The sequence below is a fragment of the Mesorhizobium huakuii genome (assembly GCF_014189455.1).
Lineage (GTDB): Bacteria > Pseudomonadota > Alphaproteobacteria > Rhizobiales > Rhizobiaceae > Mesorhizobium > Mesorhizobium huakuii_A.
In genome coordinates, this window is sequence record NZ_CP050296.1 from 170,229 (window position 1) to 189,511 (window position 19,283).

17 protein-coding genes, 1 other RNA gene and 3 pseudogenes are annotated in these 19,283 nt (G+C 63.5%); 12 read left to right on the forward strand and 9 right to left on the reverse strand.

Annotated features, from left to right (window positions below):
* Nucleotides 1-49: 49 nt before the first annotated feature.
* The 3 genes from modC to modA are packed head-to-tail and all read right to left on the reverse strand — an operon-like array spanning nucleotide 50 to nucleotide 2,678.
* Nucleotides 50-1,162: a molybdenum ABC transporter ATP-binding protein gene (modC, locus tag HB778_RS00835; protein WP_183460689.1), complete on the reverse strand. Its 1,113-nt coding sequence runs from the start codon at nucleotides 1,160-1,162 to the stop codon at nucleotides 50-52.
* Nucleotides 1,159-1,863, reverse strand: coding sequence for a molybdate ABC transporter permease subunit (gene modB, locus HB778_RS00840; protein WP_183460691.1), 705 nt, complete (start codon nucleotides 1,861-1,863; stop codon nucleotides 1,159-1,161). Before modB ends, modC begins: the two co-directional genes overlap by 4 nt.
* Nucleotides 1,864-1,883: 20 nt before the next feature.
* Entirely contained in the window at nucleotides 1,884-2,678 is a 795-nt protein-coding gene (gene modA / locus HB778_RS00845; RefSeq protein WP_183460694.1) for a molybdate ABC transporter substrate-binding protein, read from the reverse strand.
* A gap of 158 nt (nucleotides 2,679-2,836) precedes the next feature.
* Between modA and HB778_RS00850 the strand changes: the two genes are divergently transcribed.
* The gene (locus HB778_RS00850) at nucleotides 2,837-3,046 is read left to right on the forward strand and encodes a TOBE domain-containing protein (protein ID WP_095202217.1); all 210 of its coding nucleotides are present in this window, start codon (nucleotides 2,837-2,839) and stop codon (nucleotides 3,044-3,046) included.
* 66 nt (nucleotides 3,047-3,112) lie between these two features.
* Here HB778_RS00850 and HB778_RS00855 read toward each other — a convergent pair whose 3' ends face one another.
* Both HB778_RS00855 and HB778_RS00860 read right to left on the reverse strand, forming a co-directional pair.
* Nucleotides 3,113-3,907, reverse strand: coding sequence for a thymidylate synthase (locus tag HB778_RS00855; RefSeq protein WP_183464951.1), 795 nt, complete (start codon nucleotides 3,905-3,907; stop codon nucleotides 3,113-3,115).
* A 441-nt stretch (nucleotides 3,908-4,348) separates the two neighbouring features.
* On the reverse strand, nucleotides 4,349-4,660 hold the full coding sequence (locus tag HB778_RS00860) for a DUF2853 family protein (RefSeq protein ID WP_064983857.1): 312 nt from the start codon (nucleotides 4,658-4,660) through the stop codon (nucleotides 4,349-4,351).
* A gap of 169 nt (nucleotides 4,661-4,829) precedes the next feature.
* On the opposite strand from HB778_RS00860, the gene ssrA reads away from it, so the two are divergent.
* The 3 genes from ssrA to HB778_RS00875 all read left to right on the forward strand — a co-directional run bounded on the left by ssrA (nucleotide 4,830) and on the right by HB778_RS00875 (nucleotide 6,489).
* Nucleotides 4,830-5,189: a transfer-messenger RNA gene (gene ssrA, locus HB778_RS00865) on the forward strand.
* Nucleotides 5,190-5,366: 177 nt separating this feature from the next.
* A complete protein-coding gene (locus tag HB778_RS00870) occupies nucleotides 5,367-5,948 on the forward strand; it encodes a DUF4145 domain-containing protein (RefSeq protein ID WP_183460696.1) in 582 nt (193 codons plus the stop codon).
* A gap of 31 nt (nucleotides 5,949-5,979) precedes the next feature.
* Nucleotides 5,980-6,489: a hypothetical protein gene (locus tag HB778_RS00875; protein ID WP_183460698.1), complete on the forward strand. Its 510-nt coding sequence runs from the start codon at nucleotides 5,980-5,982 to the stop codon at nucleotides 6,487-6,489.
* A gap of 37 nt (nucleotides 6,490-6,526) precedes the next feature.
* Here HB778_RS00875 and HB778_RS00880 read toward each other — a convergent pair whose 3' ends face one another.
* On the reverse strand, nucleotides 6,527-7,732 hold the full coding sequence (locus HB778_RS00880; protein WP_183460700.1) for a multidrug effflux MFS transporter: 1,206 nt from the start codon (nucleotides 7,730-7,732) through the stop codon (nucleotides 6,527-6,529).
* A 188-nt stretch (nucleotides 7,733-7,920) separates the two neighbouring features.
* Between HB778_RS00880 and HB778_RS00885 the strand changes: the two genes are divergently transcribed.
* From HB778_RS00885 to HB778_RS00900, 4 genes are all read left to right on the forward strand, one after another.
* Entirely contained in the window at nucleotides 7,921-8,610 is a 690-nt protein-coding gene (locus HB778_RS00885; RefSeq protein WP_183460702.1) for a TetR/AcrR family transcriptional regulator, read from the forward strand.
* Nucleotides 8,611-8,755: 145 nt separating this feature from the next.
* On the forward strand, nucleotides 8,756-9,292 hold the full coding sequence (locus HB778_RS00890) for an SspB family protein (RefSeq protein ID WP_183460704.1): 537 nt from the start codon (nucleotides 8,756-8,758) through the stop codon (nucleotides 9,290-9,292).
* A 17-nt stretch (nucleotides 9,293-9,309) separates the two neighbouring features.
* Entirely contained in the window at nucleotides 9,310-9,504 is a 195-nt protein-coding gene (locus HB778_RS00895; RefSeq protein ID WP_183460706.1) for a DUF4169 family protein, read from the forward strand.
* A 9-nt stretch (nucleotides 9,505-9,513) separates the two neighbouring features.
* Nucleotides 9,514-9,738: a ribbon-helix-helix domain-containing protein gene (locus HB778_RS00900; protein WP_183460708.1), complete on the forward strand. Its 225-nt coding sequence runs from the start codon at nucleotides 9,514-9,516 to the stop codon at nucleotides 9,736-9,738.
* 1 nt (nucleotide 9,739) lies between these two features.
* On the opposite strand, the pseudogene HB778_RS00905 reads toward HB778_RS00900, so the two are convergent.
* Nucleotides 9,740-11,535: pseudogene (locus HB778_RS00905) on the reverse strand (chloride channel protein).
* A gap of 130 nt (nucleotides 11,536-11,665) precedes the next feature.
* Here HB778_RS00905 and HB778_RS00910 point away from each other — a divergent pair.
* From HB778_RS00910 to HB778_RS00920, 3 genes and pseudogenes are all read left to right on the forward strand, one after another.
* Nucleotides 11,666-12,103, forward strand: coding sequence for a MarR family winged helix-turn-helix transcriptional regulator (locus tag HB778_RS00910; protein ID WP_244661754.1), 438 nt, complete (start codon nucleotides 11,666-11,668; stop codon nucleotides 12,101-12,103).
* Nucleotides 12,104-12,219: 116 nt separating this feature from the next.
* On the forward strand, nucleotides 12,220-12,525 hold the full coding sequence (locus HB778_RS00915) for a hypothetical protein (RefSeq protein WP_183460712.1): 306 nt from the start codon (nucleotides 12,220-12,222) through the stop codon (nucleotides 12,523-12,525).
* Nucleotides 12,525-13,447 (forward strand): annotated as a pseudogene (locus HB778_RS00920) (sigma-70 family RNA polymerase sigma factor). Before HB778_RS00915 ends, HB778_RS00920 begins: the two are co-directional and overlap by 1 nt.
* 135 nt (nucleotides 13,448-13,582) lie before the next feature.
* On the opposite strand, the pseudogene HB778_RS00925 reads toward HB778_RS00920, so the two are convergent.
* Nucleotides 13,583-17,553: pseudogene (locus HB778_RS00925) on the reverse strand (AsmA family protein).
* A 133-nt stretch (nucleotides 17,554-17,686) separates the two neighbouring features.
* Here HB778_RS00925 and HB778_RS00930 point away from each other — a divergent pair.
* Entirely contained in the window at nucleotides 17,687-18,673 is a 987-nt protein-coding gene (locus HB778_RS00930) for a Dyp-type peroxidase (protein WP_183460714.1), read from the forward strand.
* 33 nt (nucleotides 18,674-18,706) lie between these two features.
* Here HB778_RS00930 and HB778_RS00935 read toward each other — a convergent pair whose 3' ends face one another.
* Nucleotides 18,707-19,228 (reverse strand): hypothetical protein, encoded by a 522-nt coding sequence (locus HB778_RS00935; RefSeq protein WP_183460716.1) that lies wholly within the window; start codon nucleotides 19,226-19,228, stop codon nucleotides 18,707-18,709.
* Nucleotides 19,229-19,283: the final 55 nt, after the last annotated feature.

A 19,283-nucleotide genomic window follows, 5' to 3' on the forward strand; every position in this document is an offset into this window, starting at 1 on the left:
GCGGCGATACCGTTATTCCAAAACAATATAGCGCCGATCGCCGCACCTGTCAGCCATCGACCTCGAGCGGCAGGCCGGCGCCGGTGTTGGCCCGGTCGAAGCTCACTGTCTTGACCACCGCGAAAACCTTGCCGCCGAGCCGCAGTTTCAGCGCCTGCCGCGACTGCTCGGTGATGCGGGCGAGCACGGCTGCGCCATTGCAGTCGATACCGACCTCGACCGCCGGCCCCTCGCCCGGACGGATCGCGACGATCGTGCCGGGCAGGATATTGAGCGCGCTGAGGCCTGTCGGTCTCTCCGTGGCGATCATCACATCGCGAGCCCGAATGCGGATACGCACGGGAGCCCCGGGCTTCATAGGAACACGCGGTACGCGGATCTCGCCAGCGGCCGAGCCAAGCACGGTCATGCCGAAAGCCTCATCGTGACTTAGCACTTTCGTGTCCAGCACCGCACCGCCCTCGCCGCGCTCTTCCGCCGGCAACAAATCGAGCCTTTGCATCACCGCCTCGGTCGGTCCGCTGGCAACGACCTTGCCTTGCGCCAGCATCACCACGTCGCTCGCCAGCCGCGCTACCTCGGCGACCGAATGGCTGACATAGACGATCGGGATCTTCGTCTCGTCGCGCAATCGTTCGATATAGGGCAGGATCTCCGCCTTGCGCGCTTCGTCGAGCGAGGCCAGCGGCTCGTCCATGAGCAGTAGTTTCGGACTGGCCAGCAGCGCCCTGCCGATCGCCACGCGCTGCTTTTCGCCGCCAGACAGCTTTGCCGGGCGCCTGTTCAGCAGCGGGCCGATGCCGAGCAGTTCGACGACGGCATCCATGTCGGCGTAACGCTCCTTCGCCGGTGTAAACCAGCGGCCGTAGCGCAGATTGCCGGCCACGCTCATATGCGGGAACAGACGCGCGTCCTGGAACACCATGCCGATGCGGCGCTTGTGCTTCGGCATGAAAATGCCGGCATCGGTGTCGACCAGCACGCGGCCGTCGACCGCGATGCGGCCCTTGTCGGGCCGGATCAGCCCGGCGATCATGTTGATGAGCGAGGTCTTGCCGGAGCCTGACGGCCCGAACAGCGCCGTCAGCCGCCCGGCGCTCTCGAAGCGCGCCTCGATGGCGACATCGCCGAGCCGATGGCCGATGTCGACCAGCACACTCATTCGATGTCCATCCGCCGGCCGACGCGCCGCGCCAGCACTTCCGAGGCGACCAGTGCCGCCATCGAGATGACGATCGAGATCAATGTCAGCCGCAATGCGCCCTCATCGCCGCCCGGCACCTGCGTGAAAGTATAGATCGCTGACGGCAGCGTCTGCGTTTCGCCCGGAATGTTGGAGACGAAGGTGATGGTTGCGCCGAACTCACCCATCGCCTTGGCGAAGGCCAGGATGGCGCCGGCGATCAGCCCGGGCAGGATCAGCGGCAGCGTGATGGTGGCGAACACCCACAAAGGATTGGCGCCCAACGTTCCCGCCGCCGCCTCCATCTTGCGGTCCACCGCCTCGATTGACAGCCGGATCGCCCGCACCATCAAGGGGAAGCCCATGACGCCGCAAGCGAGTGCCGCACCCGTCCAGCGGAACGAGAAGACGATGCCGAAATGCTCAGCCAGAAAGGCGCCGGCCGGGCCGCGCTTGCCGAAGGTCAACAGCAGGAGATAGCCGGTCACCACGGGCGGCAGGATCAGCGGCAGGTGAACCACACCGTTGAGCAGCGTCTTGCCCCAGAACTGTCCGCGAGCCAGCAGCAGCGCAATCAGAATACCTGGCGGCAGGCTGAAAAGCATCGCCACAGTCGCCACCTTGATGGACAGCCGGACCGCATTCCATTCGTCGGGAGTGAGGTCCAGCAGCCAGGTCATATTGCGCTATCAGGCCCTGTTCAGTTGCTCGGCGTGAGCACGGTAAAACCCTGTTCCTTAAAGAGCGCGCCGGCCTTGGCGGACTGCAGGCATTTCAGGAAAGCCGGCGTATCCTTGTCCTTCGAATCGGCGGTCTGGGCAACCGGATAGATGATCGGCGGATGCGAATCCTCGGGGAAGGTGCCGATCACCTTGACGCCCTTTTCGGCATGCGCGTCGGTGGCATAGACGATGCCGAGAGCGGCCTCACCTGTTGAAACCAGCTTGAGCGCCGCGCGGACGTTTTCGGCCTGCGCCACCTTGCCCTCGACCGAGGACCAGACGCCGAGCGATTCCAGTGCTGCCTTGCCGTACTTGCCGGCCGGCACCGCCTTGAAGTCACCCATGGCGAGCTTGCCGTCACCGACCAGCTTGGCGAGGTCGAAACCCTTCTCGATCTTGGTTTCAACCGTCGAGTCCTTCGGCGCCACCAGCACGATCTCGTTGCCGAGCAGCTTCACCTCGGTGTCGGGCTTGGTCAGCTTCTTGTCGGAGAGATATTTCATCCAGTCGAGGTCGGCCGAGATAAAGACGTCGGCCGGTGCCCCGCCCTCGATCTGCTTGGCGAGTGCCGAACTCGCCGCATAGGAGACGGTCGCGGCCTCGCCGACATCGGCCTCGCAGGCCTTGTTCACCGCATCGAGCGCGTCCTTGAGGCTGGCCGCGGCAAACACCACGACCTTGTCTTCCGCATGTGCGGCCGGCACCGCCGCCATCAACGCCGCCGCAAAACCGCCAATGGCGATCGCCCTCAATCCAAAACCTTTGCGCGTCATCGAAAACTCTCCCTGGTTTGAAATCCGTGTGGCCCGAAGCCTGCCGATCGATATATCCGCATGAATATAACAAGGGAAGGCCCGGCGGCTTGCGAAAACGCCTATGCCCGTTCGATTGTTCTGGTAAGACGGGCGGGAACTTGAAAATGGAGAGCCCGATGAAGATCAGCGCCCGCAACATCCTCAAGGGAACGATCACCGAGATCGTCAAGGGAGCCACCACTTCGCATGTCAGGATCGACATCGGCGGCGGCGCTATCGTCACCGCCTCGATCACCAACGAAGCCGTCGCCGATCTCAAGCTCGAAAAAGGCAAGCAGGCCTATGCCGTGGTCAAGGCCTCGGACGTGATGGTCGGCATCGACTGACGGTCGCCGAACTCAAGGTGTGTTGAGATTCAGGTCAGGCCGGCATCACCTGAATATCGACATGCCTCAAACGGCGATCGGCGCCTTGATCGACGCATCGGCGACATAGTTTTCCAGCCGGAAATCCTCGAAGCGGAAGGCGAACAGGTCCTTCACCTCCGGATTGATCCACATCGTCGGCAGCGCCCTCGGCGTGCGCAACAATTGTTCGCGCGCCTGTTCGAAATGGTTCGAATAGAGATGCGCGTCACCCAGCGTGTGGACGAAATCGCCCGGCTTCAGCCCGGTCACCTGCGCCACCATCAGCGTCAGCAGCGCGTAGGACGCGATGTTGAACGGCACGCCGAGGAAGATGTCGGCCGACCGCTGGTAGAGCTGGCAGGAAAGCCGGCCCTCGGACACGTAGAATTGGAACAGGCAGTGGCAGGGCGGCAGCGCCATCGCTTCCACCTCGGCCGGGTTCCAGGCCGAAACGATCAGCCGCCGCGATTGAGGATTGCGGCGTATCTCCTTGAGAAGGCCCGCGATCTGGTCGATCGAGCCGCCATGGCCGTCCGGCCAGGAGCGCCACTGCCTGCCGTAGACAGGCCCAAGGTCGCCATTCTCGTCGGCCCATTCGTCCCAGATCGTAACGCCGTGGTCGGTGAGATATTTGATGTTGGTGTCGCCGGCCAGGAACCACAGGAGTTCGTGGATGATCGACTTCAAATGCAGCTTCTTGGTGGTGGTGACCGGAAAGCCGCGCGCCAGATCGAAGCGCATCTGGTAGCCAAAGACGGAGCGCGTACCCGTACCGGTGCGGTCGCCACGGTCGGCGCCGTTGTCCAGTACGTGCTGCAAGAGGTCGAGATATTGGCGCATCGGTTCCGGCTCGATCTCGAGGGTGTCGGTATTATAGCGGCCAGACAGGCGACCGAACACAGCAAAACGGTAGAAGGGTTGCTCGGCCCACCACTCTTTCCAGACGTTTGCGCCGCCCTTCATTGCCCTAGCGGGCATTCTCCCCCGCTTTACGCCACGCTATGCACACATCTTCTGTGATTGGCGTGACTGATCGGCGCGAGGCTTGACTGCCCCGTGGTTCCCCCAATCCGTCGCTGCTTCGCAGCGCCATCTTTCCCCTCCGGAGGGAAAGGAAAGGAGCTTTTCTGGACGAGCGTTGACGGCAGAAAGCTTGGCTCCTTTCCTCTACCCCGTCGATCGGGGGAGAGGTGGCTCGGCGAAGCCGAGACGGAGTGGGGGTCGACCAGCGCAGGCTGGCCGCAACGCCGGCGCCAGCCTTCGCAAATCGACGCGCGATCGTTAGAGCGAGCCGAGTTTGCCCAGATCCTTGGCCACCAGATAATAGAAGGTCACGCGGCTCTTGGTGTTGTCGGCGTGCATCGCCTTGCAGGTCTTCTCGATCGAGGCGTCGGCCTTGGCCCCGTCGCTGACGCCGAGCTTCTTGGCCACCCAGCTCTCCTTGACGCGCTCGAGCTCCTTCGGGTCGGTGCAGGACACCAGCGAAGAATCGCGGTTCCTCAGCGCAATGCCCAGATGCTTGACGATCTTTTCGACCGCGTCGGCGCTGGCGCCCGCGTCGTATTTCTTCACATCCGCAAGATAGTCGGCCATCAAAAATTCCCCTCGTCGGCGCCACGGATCCGATCGATGAGGGCTGTGGCGCGCTTCGCAACTTGTGCGCTAGGTCGGTAACTCCTCACCGCTCGCAAAGCTTCCGTTGAGACCGCGCCCAAGTCAACCCTTGCCGTCGCTATTTGACACAGGGACAAAGCACCATTGCGGCCTTTCATTTCCGCGCAACGCCCCCTATATTCGTTTTGTCGGCTTGACCGACTATGGCGATAAATGGGCGATGAAATAAGCCGTTCGGACCCGGGGCGGTACCCGGCGCCTCCACCAAAAGCCGCTGTTGACGACAGAGCGGTTTTTGCTGGGGGCGAAATAGGATCGACGAAGGTGTAAAGATCGTACTTTTGCCCGGCATTGTACCACCGTCATCGGGCTAAACTTATAGTTGCCAACGACAACTATGCGGAAGCTCGTCTCGCTGCTTAATGCAGTGCGAACGCTTCAAATCAAGCCCTAGGGGTTCGCACTTCTAGGCGGGGTTCGGAGGTACCTGGCAACAGAAACCTCCACTTCTCCCCCTCAAATATGCTTTGTGCGCAACCATCTCCCGCTGGCCAGGCTTTCGCTTGGCTGCACGCCGCGAAAGCAGCATTGCTCGCCCTTCCCATGGATCAAGGGAGACAGATCGCCCCCCGCCTTGACCCGGACTGCGGCAACGCGTTGACTGAGATGAAGGGGGCAACGCTGCATGAACTGGCTCGACTTCTTCGCATCGGTGATCGGATCGATTACCTCGCTGGCATGGCCAGCCGCTGTCGTTACAGCGGTATGGATGTTCCGAGGTGAAATCCGCCCGCTGCTTCCCAGGCTAAGGCTGAAGCACAAGGAGACGGAAGTTTCCTTCCGGCTCGATGCTGCCGAGACTGTGGTCGGTCAGTTGCCAGCGCCTCCTGATACAGCGCCAGCTACGCCTGAAGAGCTTTCCAGGTTCGAGCAGTTGGTGAACATCTCTCCGCGTACTGCCCTCATGGAAATTCGCCGAGAAGCTGAAGAGGCTATCAGTAATGCAGCAAGTAGGGCGGGTTATCCCCCTCGGGCCTTTGGTGGCACGCGGGGGACATTGCGGATGCTCAGAAAGCATGACCTCGTCGACCAGAACACCTCGCAACTGCTCGACGACTTGTTTGCAATCGGCAATGCAGCCGCGCACGATCCACAAGCTAGTCTCACTGCGATTGATGCCCGGCGTTATCGTGCTTTGGCCGATCGAGTGATTGCCGTTCTGGAAAATCCGCCACCTCGCTCGCCATCGGGGCCGGGCGACTTCTGACGCAAACGATCAACGTCTGCCGGAGGGAGCAATGCCGGAACTGGAGACAATCAAGGACCATGCCGAAGGACTGAGATCGCCCTTTGAGCGGCATCCAGACCTGCTGGTTGAGATCGGTCGCGTCGTCTCCGTTTGGGGTGCTGTAAGCAATCTGCTTCGACAGTTCGTCTCCAGGATTCTCGATTGCGATCCGGTGAAGGCCGACATGATCCTGGCAGCGTTCCCCGGCGAGGAGCGACGGCTAGATTTCATTATCAGCCTGCTCTCTGCCGGTCCGCAGGATGACGGCGCGACGGCGCTGACTGCTGTGCTGAAGAGCTTGAAGAAGTTGTGCGCGGAGCGAAATGTGATCGTGCATGGCGGGCCGATCTGGGGCGGCAAGAAGCCCGATCGGCCGATGGATACCTACTTCGTCAACTTCCGGGTTGAGCACGATGGGAAGCGGTATGTGAATGCCCGCGACCTTCTCGCGCGCCACCTGGTCAAACTCCGTCGGCACGGCGGAGAGCTGTTTGATATCCTGCATCCTCAAGTGCCATGAGCCGCCGCATCGCAAGGCACGTCCAGCCTGCCCTAAGCTACTCGGCCGGCGCCTCGACCGCCTCGCGCGAGCGGCCGAGCGTCACCTTGGCCAGTGTGAAGGAAATCACGGCGCAAAGCGTGATGCCGGCGACCATCGGTAGCGGCGTGCCGTCGAAGAACACGCCTGCAACGCCCATGGCGAGCGCGCCGATGGCGAAATGCAGCGTGCCCATCAGCGCCGATGCGGTACCGGCGATCTCGCCGTGCTCTTCCATGGCCAGCACCGAGGTGCTCGGGATGACGAGGCCGAGGAAGCCGTAGCCGACGAATAGCAGAGCCGCCATCACGTCGAGCCGGTCGACGCCCGTCGCCATGATCGCCAACAGCACCACCATCGTCGAGGCATAGCCGGTGACTGCCACCCACACCACGCGCTTCAGCCCGAAGCGCCCGGCCAGCAGTCCCGTCAGCTGCGACATGCCGATGAAGGCCACCGCATTGATCGAGAAGAACACGCTGTAGACCGAAGGCGACAGCCCGTAGTGGTCGATCAGGATGAAGGACGAGCTCGACAGATAGACGAAGAAGCTCGCAATGCCGAAGCCGGCGATCGCCACCAGGCCGAGGAAATTGCGGTCACCCATCAGGAAACGGTAGCCGGCAAGCGCCGTGCCGAAGGAGGAACCGACGCGTTCTTCTGCCGGCCGCGTCTCCTTGAGCGAGGTCGCGAGCAGGATGGTGGCAAGGGCCGCCGCACCGGTCACCGTCCAGAACACGGCGCGCCAGCCGAAATTCTCGATGATCTGGCTGCCGGTCAGCGGCGCCAGAATCGGCGACACCGAAAACACCAGCATCAACAGCGACATCAGCTTGGCGGCCTCGTTGCCGGTGTGCAGGTCGCGCACGATGGCGCGGGGTATGGCCATGCCGGCACTGGCGCCGAGGCCCTGCAGGAAGCGGAAGGCGATCAGCCACTCGATGGTCGGCGCCATTGCCGAACCGATGCCGCCGACCATGAACAGCGCAAGACCGCCATAGAGCGGCAGCTTGCGGCCGACCATGTCGGAGATCGGCCCGACGACGATCTGGCCAAAACCCATCGACAGGAAGAAGATCAGCAGGCTCATCTGCACGGCGGCCGTGCCGGCGTGTAGATCCGCGCCGATCGACGGCAGTGCGGGAAGATACATGTCGATGGCGAACGGGCCGATGGCGGACAATAGGCCGAGCACGACCGCAATGCGGAGGAATTTGGGACTCATGATATTGGCTTCTTTCGAAATCTGGTTGCCGCCGCCAGGCGACGTCTAACCCTAGGACGTTCCATCCCATGAGACACCGACACTGAAGGAGCGAATTCTATTCGTCCCCGGTGCGAAATCTCTTTATCGTATGTCCACAAAATTAGACACTCTTGTCTAAATCGTCAACCACCTCTATATAGATTTTCATGAGAGCAAGCGTTTCTCCTGACACTTTCCCGCCACGTGGCCATGAGGCCAAGCGTCTGTCGATCGTCGACGCCGCCGCCGGCGTGTTCTGCCGTGAAGGCTTTGCCGGCGCCAATATCGACCTGATCGCCGCTGAGGCCGGCGTCTCGCGCCAGACCGTCTACAACCACCATGGCGACAAGGAAAAGCTCTTCATGGCCGTGGTGCGGGACCTCACCGAGCGCTGCAATGTCGGCATCTTCGCCACCATTGCCACCTTTCCCGACCAGCCAGGCGACCTCGAAGCGGATTTGATCGGCTTTGCCGTGCGCCTGAACCAGAACTGCATCTGCAATCGCGACGGAAAATTCCTGCGCAAGCTGATCCAGACCGAGGGTGAGCGTTATCCCGAATTGTTCGCCGAATGGCGGGAACAGGGTCCGGGCAGGACATGGCCGGCAATCGCCGCCCGTTTCGCCCGCCTCGCCTATGGCGGCTATCTCAGCATCGACGACCCCGACGTCGCGGCGCGCCAGTTCCTCGGCCTGGTCAATGCCGAACTGCAGACCACCTTCATGCTCGGTGGCACGCCGCGCGAGGACGAGGTGGTGCAATCGGCGACGAATGGCGTGCGCACCTTCCTGCGCGCTTTCGGCAAGCGCCCTGCCCCGGGCAGCGTCAAAAAGCACACTGCGCTGGCTAACGCATAACATTGCCGTTGCCGCCGGGCCGCCCTGCCGATCAAATCGTTGGCAATAGTTCTCGCTTCGACGCGGCGGTGGCCTATATCAGGTTTACGCCGCGCTCAAGCTTGATTACAGCTATGCGGACGATTCAACGGAACCCGACCACCACATGGCCGACGACCACATCCGCTACGACATTCTGGCCCAGGAGGCGTTGCGCGGCGTCATGCGCAAGGTCCTGGCCGAGGTCGCACGCACCGGCCTCCCCGGCAACCATCATTTCTTCATCACCTTCCTGACCGGCGCGCCCGGCGTGCGCGTCTCGTCGCGCCTGCGCGAACGCTATCCCGAGCAGATGACCATCGTCATCCAGTTCCAGTACTGGGACCTGAAGGTGACCGACACCGGCTTCGAGGTCGGCCTGTCCTTCTCCGATGTGCCGGAGAAACTGGAAATCCCGTTCTCGGCCGTGCGCGGCTTCTATGATCCCTCGGTCAATTTCGAGCTTGAGTTCGACGTCAAGACCGACGCGCAGCCTGAAGAAGAACCGGCCCAGCCGGCGCCTGAGCCGCTGACCATCGTTTCTGAGAAGAAGCCGAAGGCCGAGAAGAAGGCCGCCGCCGAAGCGGAGAAGAAGCCCGCCGCGGCTGACGCCGGCACCAAGGGCGCCGAAGTGGTTTCGCTCGACGCCTTCCGCAAGAAATAGGCTGGGCGGTCTGCGCCATGGCCGAAATCGTCAACCTCCGTCAGGCTCGCAAGCAGAAGGCGCGGGACGAGAAGCTGCGCGTCGCCGAACAGAACCGGGCCTTGCATGGCCGCTCCAAGGCAGAAAGGCAACGCGACCGGCTGATCGCCGACAAGGCCGAGAAATTTGTCGCCAGCCATCGCCTCGACCCGTCCGGCAAGGACGAACAGTGAGTCCCGGCCGTGAGCGTCGTTGAAAAGCGCTCGGTGACCATTCGCGGCCATCGCACCAGCTATTCCCTGGAAAAGCCCTTCTATGACGATCTCATCGCCATCGCGGCGGCGAGAAAGCTGACACTGGCCGCCCTCGTCGCCGAAGTCGATGAGACGCGGCCCCGCGACACCAACCTGTCCTCGGCGCTGCGGCTGCATGTGCTGGAGTGGGCGAAGCGCGGGGCGAACGCCTAGGCTAGATGCCCTCGACCACGTCCGTCTTTCTCCCGCGTCTGGTGCCGAAGCCAAGCAAGGTCGAACGGTCGCGTTCCTCGGCCTGTTTCCTCGACCGCACGCGCATCAGATCCTTCCAGCCGACATAGCCGACCAGTTGCAGGCTTTCGCGGGTGACGACCGGCAGATGCGAGATATTGGCCATCAACAGCTTGTCGGAGAGGCCTTCGAGATACTCGTCGGGATAGGCAAGCGTCACCTTGCTTCCGGAAAGCAGGTCACTGAGCGTCGTCGTCCTGTGCTTGCCGGCGCGGCGCCAGCGCAGGATCGCCGGCGGGTCGATGAGGCCAAGCACCCGCCTGTTCTCGTCGATGACCGGGAAGCTCGGATGCCGGGTTTCCGGCGCGGTCAGGAACGCCGCCGCGCCATGCAGCGTCATCGTCGCCGGCACGCTCTCGACCTGCGCCGTCATCACCTCGCGCACCCTGGTTAGCGCGAAGGGATCGACGCGATATTCGCGCACCAAATGATGCCCTCGCCTTGCAACCTTTTCGGTCAGGATCGAGCGCTTCATCAAAAGCACGGTCACGGCATGCGCCGTGGCGCAAGCCGCGATCAAGGGAACAAGGACATGCGTGTTGCCGGTCAGTTCCACGGCGAAGAACGTTGCCGTCAGCGGCGCCCGCATCGTGCCGCCCATGGTCGCAGACATGGCCAGCAGCGCCCAGAAACCGGGATCCGCCGTCGGCAGGAACCCGCCGAGCAAGGCGCCCATCGCGCCACCCATGATCAGCAGCGGCGCCAACACGCCGCCGGACGTCCCTGAACCGAGCGCCACCGACCAGATGATGGCCTTGACCACCAGCAGCATCAGCGCCGCAGTGGCAAGCGTGCGGCCATCCAGCATGTCGGCGATGTTGTCATAGCCGACGCCGAGCGCGCGCGGCTCGATCAGTCCGCCGATGCCGACCACCAGGCCGCCGATCATCGGCCACCACATCCAGTGGATGGGCAGTTTCTGGAAGGCGTCCTCGCAGGCATAGACCATCTGGGTGAGCAGCCCCGACAGCAGGCCGGCGCAGACACCGACCAGAACCCAGCCGCCAAGCCCAACGAAGGACACCGCCATGCCGCCCTGGAACGGAAAGATCGGCCCGGGCAGATGCAGCACGGTGCGCTCGACCTCGGCAATGATCGCGGCAACCGCCACGGGGATGAAGGAACGCGGCGTCCATTCGAACAGCAGCAATTCGACCGCCAGCATGATGGCGGCGATCGGCGTGCCGAACACGGTGGTCATGCCGGCAGCCGCGCCTGCCACCAGCAGCGTCTTGCGTTCGTTGTCGCTGACCGGCAGCATCTGCGCGATCAGCGAGCCGATCGCGCCGCCGGTCATGATGATCGGCCCTTCGGCGCCGAACGGTCCGCCGGAACCAATCGAGATAGCCGACGACAGCGGCTTCAGGATCGCCACCTTGGCACCAAGTTTTGAACGCCCAAGCAGATCGCCTCGATCGCTTCGGGAATGCCGTGGCCGCGGATCTTCTCGCTGCCGTAGCGCGCCATCAGGCCGATGATCAGCGCGCCGATGACGGGGACGATCACGGCGGCAAGCCCGCGCGGCGTATCCTGCAATTTCAGCTCGGCGAGCGTGAACTGGCCGAAATAGGCAATGTTGGTGGCAAGCCGGATCAGTTTCAAAAGCACGATGCCGGCGAACAGCGCCGCCGTGGCCACCACCACCGCTATGGTAGCAATGGTCAGCACGCGCGCGTCGGTGGTGAAATCCCTGAGATGGCTATTTTCGGAGGGCTTCATGGCTGGCTTTCTCGCGGTGGCCGGACCTCGGATATGCCGGCTTGGTCGGCTCGCTATGTATCGTAACACGATATAAATTCAAGCTGGTTTTGCAGCAAAACCGTTTGAGCCTTTTGCCGGAATGGAACAAATGTCTGGAATGACGCAGCCCAAAAAATCACGCCCCGCCATCAAACAGGCCGACTACCAGCGGCTGTCGGAGTTCCGCTACCTGATCCGCCGCTTCCTCGAGTTCAGCCAGATCCAGGCGGAAGACGCCGGGCTGACGCCGCGCCAGCATCAGGCGCTGCTGGCGATCAAGGGCTATCCGGGCGGTGGACCGGTGACGGTCGGCGATCTGGCGGAGCGCCTGCGCATCCGCCATCACAGCGCCGTCGAACTGGTCAACCGCCTGAGCGAAGCCGGACTGGTCGTGCGGGACCAGGACAAGGACGACCATCGCCGCGTGCTGCTGCGGCTGACCGAGCGCGCCGACGATTGCCTGGCCGAGTTGTCGGCCACGCATCTCGACGAGCTTTCGCGCATCGAACCCATGCTGAGGCGCCTGCTCGATCAGGGCCGCGAGTGACGTCTCAGCATGGCACCTGGCATTTTTTTGCGGCGCCCGAATCCTTTGGCCTTTCCGCAACGTCTAGCGGATGAACGCCTCGAAGGGCGCAAGGGCAATCAAAAGGAAGACCAGAGATGAAACGTCACCTGATACGCTACAAGATGAAACCAGAACGGGCCGATGAGAACGAGCAGTTGATCAAGACCGTTTTCCAGGAATTGCGCGACAAATCGCCGGACGGCGTTCGCTACATGACCTTGCGCGCCGGCGACGGGACATTCGTCCATCTGGTCGAGACGGAGACCGATGCGCATTCTGATATCCTCACCGGGCTGGCCGCATTCGAGGCCTTTCAAAGCGGCTTCAGGGATCGCTGCAGCGAACGTCCGCAACGCGACGAGATGACCGTGGTGGGTAGCTACCGGATGCTCGAGGAGTAATCGAAGCAGACGAGGTCGCAGAACGGGAGGCTCATGAACATTCCCATTCCTGGCGGGCAGCATGGGCTCTTCGAGCGCCTGTTTGGGGAATTGCGCCCTAAGCTGCACCGTTACTGCGCCCGCATGACGGGCTCGGTCATAGACGGCGAGGATGTGCTGCAGGATGCGCTGGCCAAGGCATTCGAGGCCTTGCCCAGTGCCGGCCCGATCGCCAATCCGGAAGGCTGGCTGTTTCGCATCGCCCACAATGCGGCGCTCGACTTCCTGCGCCGGCGCACCCGCGAAAAAGACCTTTGCCGAGGAGGATCCGGACATGATCGTCGACCCGGCAAATCCCACCATCGATCGCCAGGCCGCTTCCGCCGCCCTGCACAGCTTCATGCGGCTTCCCATCGCGCAGCGAAGCAGCGTCATCATGATGGATGTTCTGGGCTACTCGCTGCAGGAGATCAGCGCCACGTTCGACATCAGCATTCCCGCGGTCAAGGCCGCGCTGCATCGTGGCCGCGACCGGCTGCGCCAGATTGCAGACGAACCTGACGACCGCCCTCTCCCGAGACTGGGCGTCGCGGAACGTCAGTTGCTCAATGCCTACATCGACCGCTTCAATGCCCGCGATTTCGACGCGGTACGCGACATGCTGGCGCAAGAAGTGCGCCTGGAGTTGGTGGCCAGGACGCGGCTCAACGGTAAAAGGGAAGCCGGCACCTATTTCGGCAACTATTCCCGCGTCCAGGATTGGCGCCTCGGGCCCGGCTTGGTTGAAAACAGGCCAGCAATCCTCGTCCGCGACCCCAACGACCCGGCGGCCCGCCCCACCTATTTCATCCTGGTGGCCTGGCAGGGCGGCAGACTTGCCGGCATCCGCGATTTTCGCCATGCCCGTTACGTCGCCGACGGCGCCAAGCTACTCGCTCTCTGAGACAAGAGTCCTTCGGGTCAGCGACGGGAAGGCCTTGCCCTACTGCCCTACTGCCCTACTGCCCTACTGCCCTACTGCCCTACTGCCCTACTGCCCTACTGCCCTACTGCCCTACTGCCCTACTGCCCTACTGCCCTACTGCAACGACTTCAACAAATTATCGACCGTGAACGGATTGGACTTAGGCTTGGCCGGCGGCGGATTGTCGTTGGCCTCCGGCAGCGGCGCGCGCTCGACCTTGGGCGCCTGTTCCGCCGCCTTGCGCTCGGCCTCGAGCCTGGCCTTTTCCTGCGTAGCGATGCGCATCGCCTCTTCGGCTTTCTGGCGCTCCTGCTCGGCCTGCGCCTTGGCCGCTTCGTCGGCGGCCTGCTGCTCGGCCGCGCCTTCGCCTCGGCATCGGCTTTCGCCTTTGCGTCCGCATCGGCCTTGGCTTTCGCTTCCGCGTCGGCCTTCGCCTTGGCCTCCGCTTCGGCCTGCGCCTGGGCTTCAGCCTCCGCTTTCGCCTTGGCGTCGGCCTCGGCTTTCAGCCGCGCCGCCTCTTCCTGCTGGCGCAGTTCCTCGGCGGCCTTGTCGCGCGCGTCCTGCAGTGCCGCGTAATAGCGCACCTCGCGCCGCAGCCGCTGTTTCTCCAGCAAGGCCGCCTGCATCGCCTCGACGCGTTGTTGCTCCTTCTCCAGAGCGCGCTGGGTCAGGAACTGCGCCAGCGGTTCGCTGTCGAACTGCCGTTTGACGGCGCCGAACGGTCCTTCAGCGGCGAAATTGACGGCCGGCTCGGAGCCGACCAGCGCCTCATCGCCAGGCCGGTAGGTGATGGTGCCCTTGGCGGAAACCGTGCTGGTGTTGAGATCGGTCGTGACATCGGCAGACAAGGTCGCAGCCGGGTTTTCGAGGCTGATCGGCGGCGCTCGCAGCGTGCCGCCGGCAATTGTAAAGGCGATGTCGGCATCCTTGGCGGCAAAATTGCCAGCGGCGGCGATCTCGGGCGCGAAGCCCGCGGTCTTGGCCGCGTCGATGTCGCGCCCGATCGCATCCGCCTTGGCCAGCAAAGCGCTGAACGCATCGGGATTGACGCCGGCGACCTGCAAACCCCTGAGCGCCGCCGTGCCGGAACCCGACAGGGCGGCAATCATCGCATCGACCGACTTGCCGCTGGTCGACAGCGTCGTCGAGAAATCGCCACTGCCGCTGATGCCGGCGTCTGGCAGCACATTTGCCAGATCAGCCCCCGCCAGTTTCATCTGGCCGGTGAAAAGCCCGGTGCCCTCATTGTTCTTCAATTCGAACAGCCCGGTCAGCGCCCCGCCAAGCAGTTTCGCCTTGAGGTCGGAGACGCGGATGCCTTCCTGGTCGAGCTTCAGCGAAAAAGCGGCATCATAGGCGGTGGCGAGCGGTCCGGCGGCAAGGGCCGCCGTCGTCAGGTCGAGATCGGCGGTGAACGGCAGGCTGGATTTTTGGCTGAAGGGCGCGGACGGCCACGCGCCGCCCTTGCCGCTCTTGTCGGTCCCATTCTTATCAGCAAGGAAAGACGAATCGCCGAACAGCGCCACCGCCATCGGATCGAGGTCGAGCTCGTCAAGCACCAGCGCACCGGCCAGATGCGGCACGCCGTCCTTGACGTCGACATTGATGTCGCCGGACACCGCCGCCTCGTTGATGGCGCCGCTGACATTGTCCAGCACCAGCAGACCGTTGCCGTAATCGCCTTGTGCCGAGAGCGACGTCGACATGCCAGCCCCCATGCCGGGCAGACCGATGCCTGTCGTCATCAGCCAGGGTTCGATATCTGCGGCATCGAGGTTGATCTTGCCCTTGGCGGTCGGGCCTTGCGGCGTATCGGCGAACGTCCCTTCGAAGCCAGCCTTGAAGTCGTTGCCGGCAAGACTGAAAATCGTCGCCAGGCCACCGCCAAACGTGCCCTTGGCCTGGATATCCGTGGTTGCCTCGCCCAGCATGCCGAGCGGCAGCGCCGGCAGGCCGTAAAGCGCCAGCAGCGCGGTCGCGTCGGGGTTCTTGGCGTTGAAGGTCAGTGTCACCGGCGCGTCGAGAAGCTTGTCCGGCGCCCCCTTCCCCGACAGCGAAGCCGAAAAAGCCGAGCCACCGGCCTTGCCCTGTCCGCTCACCGCCAGGCCGGTCGTGCCATCGCCATTGTCGGCGGCACTTGCCACGAGGTCGACGCGTGCATCCTGGAACAGGTCCGGATAGGCAGCCGCACGGCTCGCCAACCCTTTCAGCACCGCATTGTCCGGATAATGCTGCGCGGCGACATCGATCAGCGGCTTGAGATCGACAGCGACAACCGATGCATCGAGCTTGCCGGTCGGGCTCGCCGGAAAATCCTTGATCCGGCCCGTCGCGCTGATCGAGGCGCCGGCCAGCCCGCCGAGCGAAAGCCGGTCGACTTCAAGCAAGCCGTCGCGCAGCCTGAGCGCGGTATCGACCGTGTCGGCGGTCAAACCGCCGGCGCTGACCGGGCCGGCCTTGATCTGGAAATCGAGATCGCTGTTGGCAAAACGGTTGGCACCCTTGTCGCTGACGAAGATCGAGGCGAAGGCCGCCAGCCCGTCGACATCGAGTTCACCGCCCTCGAGCCGCATCAGCACCGATGGCTTTGCGTCGTCAGGTTGGCTGGAATCGATGCGGCCGGAAAACTTCGCCTTGCCGAGGATCAATTCGAGATCGCTGAAGGATTGATGGTTTTCCGCGAGATCGACCTTGGCCTTGAAGCCGGCAGCGGGCAGACGGCGGATCGCCTCGTCGACATCCCTGGACAGCCACGCTGCAAAACCCGAAGGTTGCGCTACGGCCAACAGCAACGAGCCGGTGAAGCCGAAATGGCCCTGCACGTTGAGCGCAAGCATGCCATCGGCTTCCAGCGTGGTGCGTCCCGGCAAGGTCGCCGCAAGCGATTTGATCGACCAGCCGCTCTCAACGGGCTCGGCGGAAAGATGGACATCACGCACCGTCGTGTCGCCCGCCACCACCGCCGGCAGCTTGACCTCGACGGTGCCGGGAATGGTCGGCTTCGGCAGATCGAGCAGCGCCTGCTCCAGCCCGGCAATACGCTGATCCAGTGTCAGGCCGGCGCCGGCCTCAGCGCCCACCGCCTCATCGAGCTGCACCTGTGCGCCATTGGCCTCGATGGCGAAGTTCGGCTTCTGGCCGAGATCGACCGAAGCCTTTCCGTCGGCGGTGTAGGGATTGTCCAGCGGCCCGGTCTCGAAGCGGAATTCGTCGACGCCAAGCTTCTGGTGGTCGAGCGAAAATTTGCCGTTCAGCCGGAAGCCCGGATCGGGCTTGCCGGCGCTGACCTTCACGGTCTCACCATCGGTGCCGCGCAGTTCGGCGCTGTGCTTGTCGGCGCCATTCTTGTCAGCGCTCGAGATCTTGAACTGGCCGGAATAGACCGCGGCACCATTGACGATGCCGGCATTGCCGTCGGTTTCGATGACCAGCGGATAGGCGTCGGGATCGGCCTTCAGCCGCAGCCGCATCTGCCCATTGCCTTCGGCCTTGCCGGTCGACGCCGCGATCGTGGTGCGCAACCCATCAAGCCGCAGCGTGCCGTCCATGCGCCACGGGCCGGCCAGCGACTTGGCCGAAATGGTCGAGTTGATTTCGGAAAAGATATGGCTGCGTCCGCCGGCGGCATGTCGCAGTTCGATCTGCCCTTCCGTCACTGTCAGCTTCTCGATCGAGATCTGGTTGAGGTCGAAGGGCGAGGACGGCCGCATCGCCCAGTCCACCGTCCCATCCCTGGCAATGTCGATCGTCGCCTTCGGCCGTACCAGCCGCATATCGAAGATCAGCACCTCGCCGCGCAGGAAGGGCGCCAGTTCCGCATCCATAGAGAACGTCTCGACGGTCATGGCCGACTGGCCGTTCGGGCCGCCGGCAACGGCGACGTTGGAGAAGGTCACCGAAGGGAACGGCAACAGCCTTGCCGTGGCGTCGCCCTGCACGGTCACCTTGCGGCCAAGGATGGCGCTTGCCTCGCGCTCGAACTCAGCGCGGTAGCCGGTCCAGTCGACAAAGTACGGGACCACCAGCGCCGCGCACAGCACCAGCACGAACAGGCCACCAAAGATCACGAACAGGCGTGCGAGCATCAGCTCCGAACAGGTTGATTGAAATTCTGCCGCACTCTACCCGCATCCGCGTGTCGATAAAGAGGCAATTCATCCAGTATTGCGTCATCCCAAGCGATCTGAAACAAATCCGGCAAAAGTGGAGATTTTTCAGATGTCGGGCAAGAACTGGGACCGCGTGCCGATCGACGCGCAGAGCGTCGATGCGCCGCTTTCGCAGTCGGCGATTTTCCTTGTCGTCACCGTCGCCGGCGAACAGCCGGCCCTGGCCAAGGTTTGTTCCGTGCTCGGCGAACTTGACGACCTAGTCAAGACTGTCGGCTTCCGCGACCTTGGCGGCCGCCTGTCGTGCATCGCCGGCATCGGCCGCGATCTCTGGGACCGCCTCAGCCCCGGCCGGCGGCCGCTGGAGCTGAAACCGTTTGCGCCGATCAAGGGCGCGGTCCATTCGGCGCCTTCGACAGCGGGCGACCTCCTCTTCCACATCCGGGCCGAGCGGCCCGACATGTGCTTCGAGTTCGAGCGCATCCTGCTCGACCGGCTCGGTCCTGATGTGATCGTCGTCGACGAAGTGACGGGCTTTCGCTATTTCGATGCCCGCGACCTGCTCGGTTTTGTCGACGGCACCGCCAACCCGACCGGCCTCGACCTGCCCGCCTCGGCGCTGGTCGGCGACGAGGATGCCGACTTTGCCGGCGGCTCCTATGTCGTCGTCCAGAAATACCTGCACGATATGCAGGCCTGGGCGCGCATTCCAACGCCCGAGCAAGAGGCGATCATCGGCCGCACCAAGATCGACAACATCGAGATCGACGATGACGACGCGCCGCGCAAATCGCACAAGTCGCTGGCCACCATCGAGGATGCCGACGGCAACGAGTACGACATCTTGCGCGACAACATGCCGTTCGGCCGGCCCGGGCAGAACGAGTTCGGCACCTACTTCATCGGCTATTCCAGGTATCTGTGGGTCACCGAAAAGATGCTGCAGCGCATGTATGTCGGCGACCCGCCGGGCGCCTACGACCGGCTGCTCGATGTCTCCACGCCGCAGACCGGCACGACATTCTTCGCGCCGACGCGGCCCTTGCTGCAGGCCCTTGTCGAGGGCGCGCAGCAGCAGCTTCCCGCCGGGCGGTAGGGCGGGGCGACAGACAGCCCTTACCCACAAGGATCAGCGCGCGTCGCGCTTCGCTTGCGCCACCTTGCCCGCCTTGCGTTGCCGGCCGAGTTCCGCCGGCCGCACCAGCTTCGGCGCCCGCTCGTTGGCCACGGCCCGCATGCCCTTGTGAGCCGTGCGCGAATTGTGTGCGGGACCGTCCGCCGGTGCATTTTGCTTCATGGCCAGCGCCTTGCGTGCATTCCCGACCAGCGAAACACGAGCCGCCAGTTGGCGTCGCCGTTCGGCCTCGCCATTCAGCCGCCGCATCGCCATGGCCAGCACCGCCAGCTTGGCCTGCGAACCACCATCGGACTTTGACGGCGCAGCGCCCTTCGGCGCGCCCTTGCCGCGTATTTCACGGCGGCGGCGGTGCGCTTCGGCCTGCGCCTTGTCGCGCCGCTCCCGCAGCAGCTTGACCAGGCCGGAAAGGTCGGCATCGGAAAGCTCCTGCACCGCCGGATGGTGCGATTTCTCCACCAGTTCCGTTTCATCGGCGCTCAGCGCGCGGGCTTCTTCCTTGCGTGAAATGGCCATGACAATCCTCCTCCGCTGGCGCGCCTGTCTTTTCAGGTTTGCCGCGGAAGGAGCC

What these genes read in the sequence shown, in the direction of transcription:
- modC (WP_183460689.1), bottom strand. Translation starts at nt 1,162, where the DNA reads ATGAGTGTGCTGGTCGACATCGGCCATCGGCTCGGCGATGTCGCCATC.
- modB (WP_183460691.1), bottom strand. Translation starts at nt 1,863, where the DNA reads ATGACCTGGCTGCTGGACCTCACTCCCGACGAATGGAATGCGGTCCGG.
- modA (WP_183460694.1), bottom strand. Translation starts at nt 2,678, where the DNA reads ATGACGCGCAAAGGTTTTGGATTGAGGGCGATCGCCATTGGCGGTTTT.
- HB778_RS00850 (WP_095202217.1), top strand. Translation starts at nt 2,837, where the DNA reads ATGAAGATCAGCGCCCGCAACATCCTCAAGGGAACGATCACCGAGATC.
- HB778_RS00855 (WP_183464951.1), bottom strand. Translation starts at nt 3,907, where the DNA reads ATGCGCCAATATCTCGACCTCTTGCAGCACGTACTGGACAACGGCGCC.
- HB778_RS00860 (WP_064983857.1), bottom strand. Translation starts at nt 4,660, where the DNA reads ATGGCCGACTATCTTGCGGATGTGAAGAAATACGACGCGGGCGCCAGC.
- HB778_RS00870 (WP_183460696.1), top strand. Translation starts at nt 5,367, where the DNA reads ATGAACTGGCTCGACTTCTTCGCATCGGTGATCGGATCGATTACCTCG.
- HB778_RS00875 (WP_183460698.1), top strand. Translation starts at nt 5,980, where the DNA reads ATGCCGGAACTGGAGACAATCAAGGACCATGCCGAAGGACTGAGATCG.
- HB778_RS00880 (WP_183460700.1), bottom strand. Translation starts at nt 7,732, where the DNA reads ATGAGTCCCAAATTCCTCCGCATTGCGGTCGTGCTCGGCCTATTGTCC.
- HB778_RS00885 (WP_183460702.1), top strand. Translation starts at nt 7,921, where the DNA reads ATGAGAGCAAGCGTTTCTCCTGACACTTTCCCGCCACGTGGCCATGAG.
- HB778_RS00890 (WP_183460704.1), top strand. Translation starts at nt 8,756, where the DNA reads ATGGCCGACGACCACATCCGCTACGACATTCTGGCCCAGGAGGCGTTG.
- HB778_RS00895 (WP_183460706.1), top strand. Translation starts at nt 9,310, where the DNA reads ATGGCCGAAATCGTCAACCTCCGTCAGGCTCGCAAGCAGAAGGCGCGG.
- HB778_RS00910 (WP_244661754.1), top strand. Translation starts at nt 11,666, where the DNA reads ATGTCTGGAATGACGCAGCCCAAAAAATCACGCCCCGCCATCAAACAG.
- HB778_RS00915 (WP_183460712.1), top strand. Translation starts at nt 12,220, where the DNA reads ATGAAACGTCACCTGATACGCTACAAGATGAAACCAGAACGGGCCGAT.
- HB778_RS00930 (WP_183460714.1), top strand. Translation starts at nt 17,687, where the DNA reads ATGTCGGGCAAGAACTGGGACCGCGTGCCGATCGACGCGCAGAGCGTC.
- HB778_RS00935 (WP_183460716.1), bottom strand. Translation starts at nt 19,228, where the DNA reads ATGGCCATTTCACGCAAGGAAGAAGCCCGCGCGCTGAGCGCCGATGAA.